The 15,508-nt window shown below is 63.5% G+C and carries 16 protein-coding genes; 1 reads left to right on the top strand and 15 read right to left on the bottom strand.

Annotated features, from left to right (window positions below):
* Positions 1-28 precede the first annotated feature (28 nt).
* From pldH to LB556_RS04175, 7 genes are all read right to left on the bottom strand, one after another.
* Positions 29-775, bottom strand: coding sequence for a pyridoxal 4-dehydrogenase, SDR-type (pldH, locus tag LB556_RS04145; RefSeq protein ID WP_224564219.1), 747 nt, complete (start codon positions 773-775; stop codon positions 29-31).
* Positions 776-813: 38 nt separating this feature from the next.
* Positions 814-1,992, bottom strand: coding sequence for a pyridoxamine--pyruvate transaminase (gene ppaT / locus LB556_RS04150; RefSeq protein ID WP_224564222.1), 1,179 nt, complete (start codon positions 1,990-1,992; stop codon positions 814-816).
* 25 nt (positions 1,993-2,017) lie between these two features.
* On the bottom strand, positions 2,018-2,824 hold the full coding sequence (gene pldA / locus LB556_RS04155) for a 4-pyridoxolactonase (RefSeq protein WP_224564224.1): 807 nt from the start codon (positions 2,822-2,824) through the stop codon (positions 2,018-2,020).
* Positions 2,825-2,871: 47 nt separating this feature from the next.
* Positions 2,872-3,807, bottom strand: coding sequence for a putative B6 ABC transporter permease subunit 1 (locus LB556_RS04160; RefSeq protein ID WP_224564227.1), 936 nt, complete (start codon positions 3,805-3,807; stop codon positions 2,872-2,874).
* A gap of 1 nt (position 3,808) precedes the next feature.
* Positions 3,809-4,906: a putative B6 ABC transporter permease subunit 2 gene (locus LB556_RS04165; protein WP_224564230.1), complete on the bottom strand. Its 1,098-nt coding sequence runs from the start codon at positions 4,904-4,906 to the stop codon at positions 3,809-3,811.
* On the bottom strand, positions 4,903-6,471 hold the full coding sequence (locus LB556_RS04170; RefSeq protein WP_224564234.1) for a putative B6 ABC transporter ATP-binding protein: 1,569 nt from the start codon (positions 6,469-6,471) through the stop codon (positions 4,903-4,905). The genes LB556_RS04165 and LB556_RS04170 overlap by 4 nt, the downstream gene beginning before the upstream one ends.
* A 77-nt stretch (positions 6,472-6,548) precedes the next feature.
* On the bottom strand, positions 6,549-7,577 hold the full coding sequence (locus LB556_RS04175) for a putative B6 ABC transporter substrate-binding protein (RefSeq protein WP_224564237.1): 1,029 nt from the start codon (positions 7,575-7,577) through the stop codon (positions 6,549-6,551).
* 98 nt (positions 7,578-7,675) lie between these two features.
* Between LB556_RS04175 and LB556_RS04180 the strand changes: the two genes are divergently transcribed.
* Entirely contained in the window at positions 7,676-8,101 is a 426-nt protein-coding gene (locus LB556_RS04180; RefSeq protein WP_224564239.1) for a hypothetical protein, read from the top strand.
* Between the two features lie 39 nt (positions 8,102-8,140).
* On the opposite strand, the gene LB556_RS04185 is transcribed toward LB556_RS04180, so the two are convergent.
* The 8 genes from LB556_RS04185 to LB556_RS04220 all read right to left on the bottom strand — a co-directional run bounded on the left by LB556_RS04185 (position 8,141) and on the right by LB556_RS04220 (position 15,450).
* Positions 8,141-9,151: an ABC transporter substrate-binding protein gene (locus LB556_RS04185; RefSeq protein WP_224564251.1), complete on the bottom strand. Its 1,011-nt coding sequence runs from the start codon at positions 9,149-9,151 to the stop codon at positions 8,141-8,143.
* Positions 9,152-9,189: 38 nt separating this feature from the next.
* On the bottom strand, positions 9,190-10,005 hold the full coding sequence (locus LB556_RS04190; RefSeq protein WP_224564254.1) for an ABC transporter permease: 816 nt from the start codon (positions 10,003-10,005) through the stop codon (positions 9,190-9,192).
* A complete protein-coding gene (locus LB556_RS04195) occupies positions 10,002-10,832 on the bottom strand; it encodes an ABC transporter ATP-binding protein (RefSeq protein WP_224564256.1) in 831 nt (276 codons plus the stop codon). Before LB556_RS04195 ends, LB556_RS04190 begins: the two co-directional genes overlap by 4 nt.
* A gap of 61 nt (positions 10,833-10,893) precedes the next feature.
* Positions 10,894-11,823, bottom strand: a complete 930-nt coding sequence (fhmpcd1, locus tag LB556_RS04200) for a 5-formyl-3-hydroxy-2-methylpyridine 4-carboxylate 5-dehydrogenase (protein ID WP_224564259.1) — start codon at positions 11,821-11,823, stop codon at positions 10,894-10,896.
* The gene (locus LB556_RS04205) at positions 11,823-13,460 is read right to left on the bottom strand and encodes a GMC family oxidoreductase (protein ID WP_224565054.1); all 1,638 of its coding nucleotides are present in this window, start codon (positions 13,458-13,460) and stop codon (positions 11,823-11,825) included. The genes fhmpcd1 and LB556_RS04205 overlap by 1 nt, the downstream gene beginning before the upstream one ends.
* Before the next feature lie 115 nt (positions 13,461-13,575).
* On the bottom strand, positions 13,576-14,298 hold the full coding sequence (locus LB556_RS04210; RefSeq protein ID WP_224564262.1) for a class II aldolase/adducin family protein: 723 nt from the start codon (positions 14,296-14,298) through the stop codon (positions 13,576-13,578).
* Between the two features lie 72 nt (positions 14,299-14,370).
* Positions 14,371-14,829: a YbhB/YbcL family Raf kinase inhibitor-like protein gene (locus LB556_RS04215; RefSeq protein WP_224564265.1), complete on the bottom strand. Its 459-nt coding sequence runs from the start codon at positions 14,827-14,829 to the stop codon at positions 14,371-14,373.
* Positions 14,830-14,859: 30 nt separating this feature from the next.
* Complete coding sequence (locus LB556_RS04220; RefSeq protein ID WP_224564268.1) at positions 14,860-15,450, bottom strand: amino acid synthesis family protein; 591 nt, start codon at positions 15,448-15,450, stop codon at positions 14,860-14,862.
* Positions 15,451-15,508: the final 58 nt, after the last annotated feature.

Below are 15,508 nucleotides of genomic sequence, written 5' to 3' on the forward strand. Positions count from 1 at the left end.
ACGGGCCGAAATTGTTGCGATGGCAGAACTAATGCCTGACCATCCCGGCGTCGACATTCAGCGTTTGGCCCGTGATCCAGCGCGCGTCGTCCGAGGCGAGAAATGCCACGACATCGGCGATGTGTTCGGGTTGGCCCTTGCCCTTCATCGCTTGCAGCATCTCGACGAAGCCGAACGCCTCGTTATGCGGGCTCGCCTTGACCCCCTCGCTCTCGATCAGTCCGGGCGTCACCGCATTTGCGGTGATGTTGTACTTGCCAAGCTCGGTCGCCAGTGCCCGGGTGAAGCCGATGACGCCGCCCTTGGCCGCGACATAGGCGGCCATGTTCGGCGTGCCGGCGAAGAAGGTGTTGGAGGCAATGCTGATCACCCGTCCGGCCTTGCCCGCTGCCCGCATCTGGTCGGTTGCCGCGCGGGTGACGATGAAGGTCCCCGTCAGGTTGACGTCGATGATCTTGCGCCAGTGGTCGAGGTCGACATCGTCCCAGGCGACGAACGGCACGATGCTGGCATTGTTGACCAGGATGTCGACACCGCCGGTCAGCGCCTGTATCTCGGCGAACAGCGCCTTGACCGAAGCCGGATCGGCAATGTCGGCGGCAACAGCCTTCGCCTTGCCGCCGATCGCGACGGCCGCGGCCTTCGCGCCCTCGGCGTTGATGTCGCTGACGATCACGGTCGCGCCGTCAGCCGCAAGCCGCGCCGCGATCGCCTTGCCGATGCCTTGTGCGGCGCCCGTCACCAGCGCCGTCTTTCCCGCAAGCCGCTCAGTCATGAAATTTCTCCCTCAATGCGCAATCTGATGATTTGTGTTCAGGCGTCGGCGTCGATCACGGCCAGCGCCGCGTCGATTCCCATGCCGACCGCAAGCTTCTGGCCGGCCGCGTTCAGAGCACCGCCGAGCGCCGTCAGCGCCGCGATCGCGTAGATCGGCTGCGCGGTCGGACCCATATGGCCGATGCGCGTCAGCTTCCCCAGCGTTTCGCCGCGGCCTGACGAAAACACCACGCCGTAGCGGGCGCGCGCGGCCTGGCGGAGCGCCTTCTCGTCGACGCCATCCGGCGTCCGGACAGCGGTCGTGGTCGGCGACGTGATCTTGTCGTTGGCGGCCCAGATCGACAGGCCCATGGCGGCGACGCCTGCGCGCATGGCCCTTGCCGTCAGCGCGTGGCGCGCCCACACGGCCTCCGGCCCCTCGTTGAGATAGAGGTCGAGCGCCACATCGAGCCCGTTGATCTCCGAGACCGATGGTGTGAACGGGAACGGCTTTTCGCGCGACCAGGCGTTTTCCCAATCGACAATGCTCAGCATCGACGCGCGTGGTGCCAGGCGATTGGCCTTCATCTTGGCCCAGGCTCGCTCGCTGACGCCCATCATCGTCAGGCCGGGAGGCGCCCCCAGGCATTTATTCGGGCCAGTCACATAGATGTCGGCCTTGCAGTCCTCCGGATGCGTTTTCATGCCACCGAAAGACGAGACGGCATCGACGATCAAATAGCCGCCATGCGCCGACACCAGCGCGCCGATGGCATCGATCGGGTTGATCGTGCCCGACGGGGTGTCGTGATGGCAGACGGACACGACAGTGATTTCCGGATGTGCCTTCAGCATGTCGGCGACCGCCTGCGGGTCGATCGCCTCGTTGTAGGGCACTTCGATTTCGAGAAGATGTGGCGAATAGCGTTTCGCCCAGTAGCCGAACCCCTTGCCGTAGACACCCGAGGCAAGGTTGAGCACGACGTCGTCGGGCGTGATCAGCGACGCTGCCGCCGCCTCCAGGCCCAGCACCGGCTCGCCGTGCAGGATGACCGGCTTGTTGGAAAGCCGCATCGCCTTTTGGGCCTTGTCGACGACCTTCTCGTAGAAGAGCTGGAAGGCCGGGTCATAGTCGTAAAGCACTGTGCGGCCGAGCCCACGCAGCACTTCGGGATAAGCATTGACAGGCCCCGCAGTCAGGGTGATGACCGGATCGGCGTGTTCGAGATAGCGCATCGTCTTGTCTCCGGATTGGCGGCGGTCAGCCGTAGAACTGCGTGCCGGTTTTGTAGGTCTTGAAGTTGTCCATGTCGTGCGAGTACATCAGCTCGGCGCCGTGATCCTCGGCGAGTTTCTTCACCTTGCGCATCGAATTGACGCCGGCGACCGGATCGATATGGAACGCCGCCTGGCACAGCGTCTCCAAGCTCTTCTGCGTATAGGCGGCATCGATCGTGAACATGATCGGCTTGCGCTTGGGAAACTCGACCAGCAGGCTGTAATGGCCGATCGAGTGGCCAGGCGTCGAGATCAGCCTGACACCCTTGGCCAGCTCGACGTCGCCTTCGATCCCCTCGAAGGTGGAATTGGCGCGCGTCGTGCCCTCCAACAGCTGCGCTGTCGCGCCACGCGCCTCAGCCGCCTCCGCCGAGAAACTCAGGTCGGAATAGCCGAGATGCTCGAAAGGCTGCGGGTTGCAGGCCTGCGGCACCTCGGTGCGATGGCAGATCTTCTTGGCATGCGGAAAATACTTGTTGCCGCCGCAATGGTCGAAATGGAAGTGCGAATTGACGACGACGTCGATGTCCTTCGGCTCCAGCCCGAGCAGCGCCAGCGCGCCGGGAATTGTCTGGTGCTTTTCCTGGATCGGCTTCTCGAAGGGCAGCACCTTCATGACGTGGTCATAGTCATAGCCGGTGTCGATGAGGAAGCGGCCCTCGGCATGCTCCACCAGGATCGAATAGACGGGAAAGCGCACTTCGCCGCCGGGCCCGCGATTCCAGAACACGTGATAGCCGTCGAGGACGAGTGAGCCGCCGTCGAGCAGGTAGACCTTGGTATCCGACATTGTTGCCTCCTGTTTTGGCGCGGTCCCTTCCGCGCATGTTGTTTTTGTCAGCGCGCGCCGCGCTCGTACGGAATGCCGAGCGCCGCCGGCAGGCTGGCTCGCCGCCCGAACAGCACCAGCATGATCATCACCGCCAGGAACGGCAGCATCTGGATGACGTCGGTCGGTATGTTGACGCCCGCCACCTGCATGGCCGTGGTCAGCGACAGGCAGACGCCGAACAAAAGCGCGCCGAAGAGCACCCAGACCGGACGCCCGCGCGCCAGCATGGCCAGCACGATGCCGAGGAAGCCGGCGCCGTTGGTGATGAAGGGAATAAACAGGCCTGCCCCGACATTGGCGAGATAGGCGCCGCCGAGCCCGGCCAGCGCGCCGGTTGTCAGCACGGCGATGGTGCGTGTCCTGACGACGTCGATGCCGGCGACGTCGAGCGCGGCCGGCTTGTCGCCGGCGGCCTGCAAATTGAGGCCGAGCTGCGTGCGTCGGTAGAGGTAGCTCATGCCGAACACCAGCGCGACCGCCAGATAGACGATCAGGTGGTGCTTGAAGAAGGCCGGCCCGATCACCGGAATGTCCGACAGCAGCGGAATGACCGTGGCGTCCGCCGCCGGCAGCCGGGGATAGCTGCGCGAGAACTGGAAATGGTGAAGCAGCGCCGTCAAGCCTTCGAGGCCAAGCGTCAGTGCGATGCCGATGACGATCTGGTTCAGCCCGATGCGCACGCAAAGCAGCGCCATGACCAGCGCCACCGCGATGCCGCCGGCGGCCCCGGTGAGGAAACCCAGCCACAGCGATCCCGAATAGAAGGCGCCGACGAAGCCGAGATAGGCGCCGGCCAGCATCATGCCCTCGATGCCGATGTTCAGCACGCCGGCCTTCTCCGACATCTGTTCGCCGAGCCCGGCAAGCAGCAGCGGAATGGCCGCGGTGACGGCACCGAACAGCAGCGCACTGAGAAAGACTTCGCTGAACAGCCCGGTCATGTCAGGCCTTTCTCGACTGATTGTAGCGATGATCGACATACTCGGCGAGAGCGAGCACGATCAGCACGATGGAAACCAGCACCAACGTGAAATGATTGGGCACGCCAAGCCGCCGCGCCGCGCTCTCGCCGCCGATCGACAACACCGAAAGCAGGAACACGAAGCCTATCGCGGCAAACCCGTTCATGCGGGCGAGAAACACGGCCGGAATGACTGCCAGCCCATAGGCAGGGTTCCAGTCGGCGCGGACATTGCCTTGCACGCCGATGATGTCGACAGCGCCGGCAAGGCCCGCGAGCCCGGCAGAAATGGCAAAGACGGCAATGGTCAGGCTAGGCACGCCCAGCCCCGCATGAACCGCCGCTCGGGGATTGGCGCCGACAATCCTGAGTTTCAGCCCGAATGCCGTTCGCGTCATCACCAGATGCACGATGATGATCGCCGCCAGGCCGAGCAGCAGGCCGCTGGTGATGGTGGTTTCAAACAGCCGCGGCAGCCGGTCTTCCACCGGAAGCGTGCGGGTCTGCGGCACGGTGGTGCCGGGATCGCGGAACACCAGCTTGACCAGCACATTGGCGAACGACGTGCCGAGGAACGTCATCATCAGCGTGGTGATGATCTCGTTGACGCCCTGATAGGCGCGCAGCAGCGCCGGCACCAGCGACCAGATCATGGCCACCAGCATGGCGATCAGGAACGAACAAAACAGCGCCAGCCAGGCCGGCAGGATCTGCACCAGCACCGGAGCGCTGGCGGCGGCCGTGACGGCGCCGAGCAGGAACTGTCCGTCGCCGCCCAGGTTCCACATGCCGGCGCGGAAGGCCACGATCAGGCCGGCGGCGAGAAACAGCAGCGGGGCCATTCGCGTCAGCGTCTGCTGGATGCCGAGCGGCGAGAACAGTCCTTTCTCCAGCACGTAGCCATAGTAGGCGAGCGGGTCGACGCCGACGGCAAGCAGGATGCAGCCGGCGATGACGAGAGCGGCAAGGATCGGCCCAATCGTCATCAGCAGCCGGTGCATTATGTCGCGGCGCGTGGCCGCCCCGCTCGTGGCGTCGAGCGCGGTGGCGCCGGCGGGAGGGGCGGTGTCGATGCTCATGCGGCAAGTCCGATCATCAGGCGCCCGACCCTGGTGCGGGCGTCCTCGGCATTCTCGACGGTGCCGACAAGTTCGCCGTTCGCGATGACCGCGATACGGTCGCACATGCTGAGCAGTTCCTCGAGGTCGGTGGAGATCAACAGCACGGCGAGGCCGCGTGCCGCCGTGTCGCGGATGCGCTGGCGCGACGCCAGCGTGTTGGCGAGATCGAGCCCGTAGGTCGGCTTGTTGAAGATGACCACCTTCGCGCCCTCGGCCAGTTCCCGCGCCAGCAGCACCTTCTGGATGTTGCCGCCGGAGAGCCGCGCAACGGGCGTTTTCAGGCTTGGCGTGCGCACATCGTATTCGCGCACGAGTTCGGCCGCGCGCTTGTCGATCTCGCCACGCTGCTCGACGCCGCTGCGCCACAAGGGCGCCGCGCCGACCTGCTTGAGAAAGAAATTGATCGAAACCGGGAAAGTGCCGACCGTGCCCTCGCCCAACCGGTCGTCAGTCAGGTAGCGAAGGCCGCGTTGGCGGCGTTCGCCGACACTCAGCGCCTCGATGGCGGCACCCTCGAGCCGTACCGAACCGCTGGTCGCCGCACGTTGACCGGCCAAGGCCTCGGCCAATTGCTTCTGGCCATTGCCGTCGATGCCGGCGATGCCGAGTATCTCGCCCGGGCGGATGTCGAAGGAGATCGACGACAGGCCGGGCGCGTTGTCGGTCGGCGCGACCCTGAGATCCGCGACCTGAAGCAGAGGCGTAACCTGCGCATCGACCGCGCGGACCGGACGTTCGACCGCTTCGGGATCGTCCTTTTGCCTGCCGAACATCAACTCCACGATCTCGGAAATAATCTCCTGTTCGCCGAGCGCGCGGAAACGCTCGGGCGGTATTTCGCCGACCTTGCGGCCAAGCTTCAGCACAGAGATGCGGTCGCCGAAGGCGGCCGCCTCCTTGAGCTTGTGGGTGATGAAGACGATCGCCAATCCTTGCTCGACGAGACGGCGCATCAGTGCGCCAAGTTCCTCGATACCCTTCGGCGTCAGCATGGACGTGGATTCGTCGAGGATCAGCAGCCGGCTGTTGCGTACCATGGCGCGCAGGATTTCGACCTGCTGCTGCTCGCCAAGCGAAAGCTCCGAGACCTTGGCGTGCAGTTTCACCGTGATGCCGAGGCTGCCGGTGATTTCGGCGACGCGCGCCTCGAGCTCCTCGGTCCTGGGCCGTTGCCACCAGGGTCCGCCGAGCAACAGGTTTTCGGCCACCGTCAGCGTTGGAACCAGCATCATGTGCTGGAAAACCGTGCCGATGCCCAGCGCCAGCGCATGGCGCGGCGAGGTGATCCGCGACGGCTTGCCATCGACCAGTATGCGTCCTTCGTCCGGCTGCTGCAGGCCGGACAGCATGCCGATCAATGTGGATTTCCCCGCGCCGTTCTCGCCGAGCAGCACATGCACCTCGCCAGGGCGGATCGACAGGTCGATGCTGTCGTTGGCGACAATGCCGGGAAAGCGTTTGGTCACGCCTTCAAGCGCGACGATGTCGCGGTTGAAGGCGGGAGATGAAGAAAGACTGCTCATGAAAGCCCAGCACTGGAAACGGGAATGGTCCGGAGGAGCGAACCGATCGCCCCTCCGGCAGCCGACTTCTGATCGCCTTACTGGGCGACGCTTGTCATCAGCGCCCTGACGGCGGCCGCATCATAGACCGGCTCGACCTTGATCTTGCCGGAGACGACGTCCTCGCGCACCGCCTGGATTTCCGACCAGACATTGTCCGGGATCGCGGCGGTCTTCAGCAGCTTCACGGAATCGTCCTTGAGACCGATCGAATAGTGCTTGGTACCGAACGTGTCGGCCTTCAGATCGGCGATCATCGCCGCGTAGACCGGTTCGATGTTCCACACCACCGACGACAGCAGGAAACCCTTGTCGATCGGCGACTTGTCGCCGATGACGTCGATGAAATAGACCTTGCCGCCGTCGGCCGCCTTGGTCGTTTCGACCGCCTGCAGCATGCCGAAGCTCGAACCATTGCCCTGGCCGAAGATGATGTCGGCGCCAGACGCAATCACGCTTTCGGTGACGCGCTTGCCGCCGGCCGCATCGCTGTAGGCGGCCGGTCCGATCACCGCATAGGTGATCTTGACGTCGGGGTTCTCGGCCTTCACGCCCTGAGCGAAGGCCGCCGACTGCGAGTTCCACGATGGGGGTTCGCCCGACACGACGATGCCGACCGACTTCGAGCGCGACATCTTGGCGGCGAGACGGCCGGCGAGATAAGCGCCCTCGTGACCGCTCAACGTATAGTCGGCGACCAGACCCTTTTCCAGACCGTTAGGCGTGTCGACAATCGCTACGGGAACCTTCAATTCCTTGGCGATCTCAGGCGCCGAGGTGTTGTAGCCGCTGGCATGGGCGATCATCAGGCTGGCGCCGTCGGACGCAAGTTCCCGCAACGTCGGGCGAACGTCGCCATAGCCGAGGCCCTGGGCCACGACCACTTCGACGCCGGCGGCCTTGCCCGCCGCCTTGGCGGCGTCGATGCCCTGCTGATTCCAACCGTAGTCGGTACCTTCTTCGGGCGTCAGGATGGCGATCGACTTGACTTCGCCGGCGAGCGCACCGCTCGTCAAGACGCCGCAGAGTATAAATGCACTTACACTGGTCTTCAGGATCTTTAACATTTTACCCTCTCTGTTTGATTTCCAATCAATATTCTTGTTGTTATTGCGCACGAGCGAGATAGACTGCCTGAGAAATTCATCCGTGGAGCTCAGGCAAAGTGAAAATCCGTTATGTCCTCCCCGTGATGTTGGCGTTCTCATCTTTCGCCAACGCGGTTGAGTTGCACCATGTCATCGTCCGCAAGGGCACCGACGGGCTCGACATGGTGCCGTTGACGATTTCGAATGCGGGCCAGGAAGGCGTTTCTTGTAATGCCGACTTCGCCCACTGGTATTCAGAAGGGATCGCGACGGTCGAACCGGGCAAAAGTGCTCGCCTCGAACTGTGGTTCGACCCCAAGACGGGTACGTTCACGATCCTCAACGACAAGCGCGAGAACCTGCCCGTCGAGCGGCTGTGGTGCGGCCTGTCGGGCCGTGCATACGCCACCCGCGTGCAGATCGCGCTCGACCGAACCGACGCGGCGAAAGGCGAGCGCGCCGTGTCCTGCACCGCAGCGCAGGACAGGCTGGCATGCCGATAGGCCCTCGTCGACCGCGTCCGCCCGATCATCGCGGGCCGCCTATTCCTTCGCCAGGAATTTGTCGGTGAAGACGTCGTCCACCGGCAGCGCCGTCTTCAGCACGCCTTGATCGGTGAGCGTCTTCAGCGTCTCCTCCCACTGCGCCTTCGTCATCCAGCCGAGGCCGTGATCCTTGGTGTCCGGGCTGGTGAAGGTCGATGCTATGTCGGCGTTGATCTGCGCCAGCAGCACATCCTTCTTGTCGGCGTAGCCGGGTGCAGCCTTGGCGGTGATCTCGGCCGCCTCTTCGGGGTGCGCCACGACATAGTCGAAGGCCTCCCTGTAGGCCTTGACGAAGCGGGCAACGACGTCCGGCTTGTCCTTGATCATCTTCTCCGAGGTGAACAGGCCGGAGCCATAAGCCTTCCAGCCATGGTCGGCGCCCATCATGATGCTGAGCGAACCCGGACCGCCTGCCTTGGCTTCCAGTTCGGGAACCTCGGCGTCGACATAGCCGACCACCGTCTGGACACGGCCCAGAAGCAGATAGCTTTCGTATGGCGGCGACACGCTGTTCAGCGTCATGTCCTTCTCGGTCAAGCCGTTCGCTGCCAGGAAGCCCTTGAAGAAGATATAGGTCGATCCGGCCGGATGGATGCCGATGGTGAGACCCTTGAGATCGGCCGGCTTGGTGAGCTTCACCGTCTTGGCGAGCGAGATGATGGCCAGCGGCGAGTGCTGGTTGACGGCGGCCAACGCCACCACCGGGACATTCTGCGAGCGCGCGACGGCGAGCGTGGGAAGATCGCCGAAACCGAAATCCGCGTTTCCGTTGCCAACCAGCCGCATGGCATCGGGCGATCCCGAGCCCTTGCGGATTTCGGCGACGTCGATGTCGTTCTTGGCGAAGAAGCCTTTTTCCTTGCCGACGAAGAACATGGCGTGGTTGCCGCGTACCACCCAGTCGAGCTGGACAGTGACCTTGTCCGCCGCCAGCGCCATGCCGGGGAAGCCAAGTGCGCCGGCAAAGGCCGCAAGCGTGGCTGCTTTGATAAGTGAGCGTCTCAGCATTGTTTGTTCCCTTTTTTGACTGTGGTTGATCGAGAGGCCTAGGCCTGGCTGAATTTCGGTGCCCACGGCACCACGATGCGTTCGAGTATTTCGGCGGCGTAGTAGAAGGCGATGCCCAGCACCGAAACGAGCAGCAGCGCTGCAAAGACAAGCGCGGTGTCGAGCTGGGTCGAAGCGAACTGGATGACATAGCCGAGCCCGTCCGAAGCGCCGGCGAATTCGCCGACGATGGCGCCGATGACGCTGAGCGTGGCGGCGATCTTGGTTCCGGCCATCAGGTTCGGCAGTGAATGCGGGACGCGGATCCTGAACAGGATCTGCGTTGGACTGGCGCCAACCGAATTCATCAGCGACAGCAGCGACCGGTCGACCGACTGCATGCCGGCCAGCATCGACAACGTCACCGGGAAGAAGGCGATGACCAGAATCAGGCCGATCTTGGGCGCGAGACCATAGCCGAACCAGAGAATGAAGATCGGCGCCAGCGCCACTTTGGGTACGTTCTGGAACAGCACCACCAGCGGATAGAGCGCGCGCCCGAGCCAGTCGAAGCGCACGATGACCAGCGCTATGGCAATGCCAACCACGACGGAGACAAGGAACCCGAACAGTATCTCGCCCGCCGTCACCAGCGTCGCCTGCATCAGTGTTCCCCATTGCGCGACCAGCGATTTAGCGATCTCGGTCGGGGCGGGAATGATGAAGGCGGATATGGCGAAGATCCGCACCGCGGCTTCCCATACCACGATCGTCGCCAGCAGAAGGATGACCGCCGGTAGCCAGCTGCTTGTCGCGGCACTCCAACTGGAAGCGAGCCGCGACTCGGAACGATTGGTGATGGGCTGATCGCTCACGATGCGCCTCCCGGTTGATGGCTGGCGCGCAGCATCGTGCGAAGCTGAACCACCAGCCTGACGAACTCCGGATCTTCCGTCACCGACAGGTCACGCGGATAGGGCAGGCCGATATCGAGGCTCTCGGTGATACGCCCCGGCTTGATCCCCAGCACATGGACATGTCGGGACAGATGAATGGCCTCGTCGATGGAGTGGGTGACAAGAACGATGGTCTTGCCGGTGCGCTGCCAGATCTCCAGCAGCGACTGGCCCATCTGGTCGCGGGTGATGGCGTCGAGCGCGCCGAACGGCTCGTCCATCAGCAGCACCGCCGGATCGAGCGCCAGCGCCCGCGCGATCGCGACGCGCTGGCGCATGCCGCCCGACAATTCATTTGGACGCTTGTGGGCAGAATCGCCCAGCCCAACCAGTTCCAGCATCTCCTGCCCGCGCGCCTTCAAGTCCGCGCGCGACAGCGACCTGTCGGCGATGCCGAGCAGCATCGACGCGTTATCGACGGCGTTCTTCCAGGGAAGCAGGTTGGCGTCCTGGAAGACGAGGCCTATCATGCGCTTGCGCGCCGCCTCGACCGGCGAAAGCCCGGCGATCGAAACGCTGCCGCTTGTCGGATCGACAAGCCCGGCCAGCACCTTGAGCAAGGTGCTCTTGCCGCAACCGGAAGGACCGATCAGCGAGACAAACGACCCCTTCGGTACCGAAAGATCGATGTTTTGCAGAACCAGTTGCCTGGCCATGACCACCGAAACGCCCTTGGCGGAGATCAGGTCGTCATGGCGGATATGGGCCGGCCGGCCGCCGGCTGCCCGAATGGTTTCAACGCGCATGGCTTGCCCCTCCATGCGGTGCCCCGGCCCTGCCTGCCGTGTGAGCATGATCAGCCATCGGCTACTCCCGTCCTTCCAGGATCCGCCGCACCGCGACGAGTTTGCGCGCCCGTTCAGCCTGCAGCGCCTTCGTCTGCTCGGGCGTGTAGGAGAACATGCCCTCCCCCGACTTGATGCCGAGCTTCGACGCGTTCGTCTTCTCCAGCACCATCGGCGCCACATCGTCGCGACTGGAGAGATCGGCGTTGAGGAAGGAAGAGACGGACTTGTAGATGTCCAGCCCCGCCATATCGAGCAGCGCCATCGGGCCGACCACCGCGATCTTGTAGCCGATGCCCCACGAGACGCATGTGTCGAGATCTTCCGGCTCGATGACGCCACGCTCGACAAGGTCGACCGCCTCTCGCAGCAGCGCATAGAGCACGCGGTTTTCGACGAAGCCTGGCACGTCCTTCTTCACCACCACCGGCAGCAACCCTATCGAGCGGATCAGGTCGCGGATAACAGCCACGGTTTGCGGCGCGGTCTTCTCGCCGCCGATCACCTCAATCATCGGGATGATGTGCGGCGGGTTCGACCAGTGCATGCCCACCATCCGCTCAGGATGCGAGATATGCGCCTGCAGCTTGGTGATCGGGATACCCGACGTATCGGACGCGACGATCGTGTCCCGTGCGATCAGGCCGTCGATCGTGCGGTAGACATCGGCCTTGATCGAGATGTTTTCAGGAACGTTCTCGATGACGAGATCGGCACCTGCCACCGCATCGCCGATGTCATCCGTGAAGCGAACCGTTCCGGCGCCGGCCGGAGGGGCCGCGACACCCAGGGCGTCGAGCACGGATTCGGCCGTGCTCAGCATGGACCCTGCGCGCTCGATAGCGGCCGGGGCAACATCGTAGGCGGTTACCTGCAAGCCGCCCCTGGCAAGCCGGGCGGCCATGCCCGGCCCCATTGTGCCCAGACCGATGATGGCGATGCGCTGGATCATTATGCTGCCCTGCTTTGCGTTGCTGCTTTTGATGCCGCGATGAGGTCAGCGGCCTTCTCGGCAATCATGATCACCGCCGCGTTGATGTTTCCGCAGACCAGGTCGGGCATGACAGAAGCGTCCACCACCCTCAGGCCGTCGACGCCGCGAAGCCGCAACTCCGGGTCAACGACCGAGGCCGTATCGGCCCCCATCCGGCAAGTTCCTGCCGGATGATGCACGGTTATGGAGGTCTTGCGGATATGCTCGTCGATCTCGTCGTCGCTCTGGCACTTCGGGCCGGGAAAGAACTCCGCCTCGATGAAGGGCTGCATGGAGGGCTGCGCGGCGAGATCCCTTGCCACCCGGAATCCGGCCCGAAGGGACCCCCAATCCTCCGGCGAAGCGAGGAAATTCTGGTGGATCAGCGGTGCCGCGAGAGGATCGGCCGAGGCCAGTTTCACCGCCCCCCGGCTTTCAGGCTGCGTCGCCACGATCCGCGTGGCGAAACCGTCCGGAAACGGTGCCTTGAACGGCTTGAAATAAGGCCATGCGGCGAGCGGAGCCGCCGTGAACAGCAGTTGCACATCCGGCAACGGCCGCTCCGGACCGCTTTTCAGGAAAGCAACGACCCCGCCGGGCACATCTCCCGAGAAACCTCGTCCCGTGAAGTAGGTCTTGGCGAAGTCCAGCCCGATCCGGTCGGCACGCATGTTGTGCAGGAAAGGACCGCCCGGAGCCCGGCGCCGATACATGAGAATGACCGAGACGTGATCCTGCAGGTTCTTGCCGACCGCCGGCAGGTCGACCCGCGTCTGGATACCGTGCTTCGCGAGTTCCTCTGGCGCCCCGATGCCCGACAACATCAGGAGTTGCGGCGTATTGATGACGCCGCCCGAGAGCAGAACTTCCTTGCGGGCGACGACCGTTCGTTCGCCGCCGCCATGGTTCATAACCACCCCGGTGGCGCGTGTGCCCTCCAAGGCGATCTTCGTTGCCGTTGCTCCGGTCAGGACGGTCAGGTTGGGCCGCTTCAGGGCCGGCCGCAGATAGGCGGACGCGGTCGAAGAACGCCGGCCTTTTGAAATCGTCATCTGGAGGCGGCCGAACCCCTCCTGCCGCTCGCCATTGTAGTCGTCGGTCTGCGGATAGCCTGCCTGGACGCTGGCTTGCGCAAAGGCGTCGATCAGCGTGTCCTTGTAGCGGCAGAACTGGGTGCTGACCGGACCATTGCCGCCACGATATTGGTTCTCGCCCTCTTCCCAGCTTTCCTGCTTGCGGAAATACGGCAGCACCTTGTCGTACGACCAGTCGCCGAGCCCGCTGGCCGCCCAACGATCGTAATCGCCGCGATTTCCCCGCACATAGGCCATGGCGTTGGTGGAGGACGACCCGCCGATCACCTTGCCGCGCGCGCACTCGACCCTGCGTCCGCCGACATTGTCCTCCGGCTCGCAGAAATACATCCAGTCGTGACGGCGCTCCGTCAGGATCTTGCCCCACCCGAGCGGTATGTGGATCATGGGGTCGCGATCCCAGCCGCCGGCCTCGAGCAACAGCACCGAACATGCCGGGTCGGCGCTCAGCCGGTTGGCAAGCACGCAACCGGCCGATCCGGCCCCAACGATGATGTAGTCGTAACTTTCCGCGTGCGGCATGGTGCGTTTCATTGCCTTGGGTCCGGCGCGCCTGCGCCAGGGAACTAGTGAAACTGGGCCTGGTTCATCCCGGCCGAGGCCGGGATGGACCAGGTATTCCTCAAGGCGGCCGGCACTAGACCAGGCCGGCCTCCCTCAGACGCTGCGACCAGTGGTTCCATCCTCGATCGATCTGGGCACCGACAAGTTTTCCTGCCGTCTTTATCTCGCCCGGCGACAGATATTTGATGTTGCCGATCTGCAAGCCGGCCGTGAGCGCTGCCGCTTCCTGCTCGAGATAGAAGGCACGGAAGACGACCTCCCGCACGGAGTTGCCGACATTGACGACGCCATGCCGTGCCATGAGGACCACGGTCTGGTTGCCGAGACTTTCGGCGATATCCGCGCAGACCCCGGGGCTGCCGCCGAAGAGATCCGTCTCGTCGCCGTTCTTGTCGCGAATCTCGTAGACCGGGACTGACTCGCCGATGAAAGCTCCCATGTGGGTGACCGGCCGAAGCGGCGTATCGACGAAGCAGTACGGCAGCACAGCCGGAGAATGGGTGTGGAGCACACACTGAACGTCGGGCCGCGCCTTGTAGATCTCGCTGTGGATGTAGCGCTCAAGGTAGGAGGGGCGATTGTCCGTGGTCTCACCATCAAGATTGAAACGCTGGATGTCGCCGGCGGTGATAAGGCTCGGAGCAAGCTTCTGGGCCAGGAAGAAGCCTTGGGGATCCTCGGGGTCACGGGCGCTGATGTGGCCGAACGTATCCAGGATGCCTTCGTTCAACAGGATCTTCGTGGCTGTGACCAGTTCCTCGAAAACCCTTTGGTGAGTGGGGTTGCTGTTTTTCATTCCTAAATTCTCCCATTCTAGGGCGGCGGCGATCGTTTTTATTCTTGTTGTCGATCGCCGACGCCGCAAACTTCATTTGTTTTCGTAGGTGCCTACGATCCGATTTTGCTCGATGATGTTTCCGGCATATTTCTGGAGGAATTCCTCCCTGGTGGGCGTGCCCTCTACTTTCGTGTCCAGCGCATAGACCCAGAAATAGTAGTGATGCAGCCCATGGCCGGCGGGCGGCTGAGGTCCGTAGTACTGCTTGCCGCCGGCGCCGTTAGGCCCCACGCGGAACTTCTCCTGCGCGTCCGAAAGGTCGGTGGTCGACGGATCGATGCCGTAGACGACCCAATGCGTGAAGCCGTTGGGCAAGGGCGCGTCGGGATCATGGCAGATGACCGCGAGCTCTTTCGTGCCTGCCGGGACGCCGCTGACCGTAAGCCTGGGCAAGACATTGCCCTTGTCGCCGGCATGCTCGTCGCGCAATTTCCCGAGCGGCTGGAAATCCGCGGATGTGATCTTGAGGTCCTTGATATTCAGGGGCATGGAATTCGTCCTTCGCCAATTTCGATCGAACTAGACACCGGCCTTGAGGTCGGCGACGGATTTGCCGCCGACGCGCTGATGCACGCGCGGACCCGACGCGACGGCGACGCAGATCAAAAGCTCGTCCGGGCGCGGGCCATCCGGCACGCAGAAGGTGACGGCATCGTAGTGGGAACGGATATAGAGCTCATCCTTGTGGGCGAGCGGAATATCGATGGATGTGCCGGCGGCGGCGACCTTGCTGACCGAGGAAATCCAGGCCTTGCCGCCGCCCACCTGCTGGCGCAGCGGATCTCCAAACACAGTGGTGATGCAGGCGACGACATGTTCCTGCTCGCCGGCCGTGCCCGCGATACCGCCCTTGCCATAGCTTTCGACAGGCCTGTTGCCGAGCAGCGCCACGGCCCGCTCGCCGAGCGCATGACCGATAGCCGAACTCGGATCGGTCAGTTCGGACAGTTCGGCGACGAACTTTCCGGCGTACGGATTGCGTATGACGACGCCTGTCGCGACTTTGACGAGGGTCTCGCCAGGTTTGCCGCCGTCATGCCGGCTTTCCTGGACCGAGGAGTACCATCCCCTGACATCGTAGTCCCGTTCGACTTCACTGGAATAGTTCATCTTTATCTCCTGAAGGGAGCGCTGCTCGCGCGCGCCCCGATTAATTCGTTGACCGGCT

It is taken from the genome of Mesorhizobium sp. ES1-4, assembly GCF_020164745.1.
GTDB lineage: Bacteria > Pseudomonadota > Alphaproteobacteria > Rhizobiales > Rhizobiaceae > Mesorhizobium.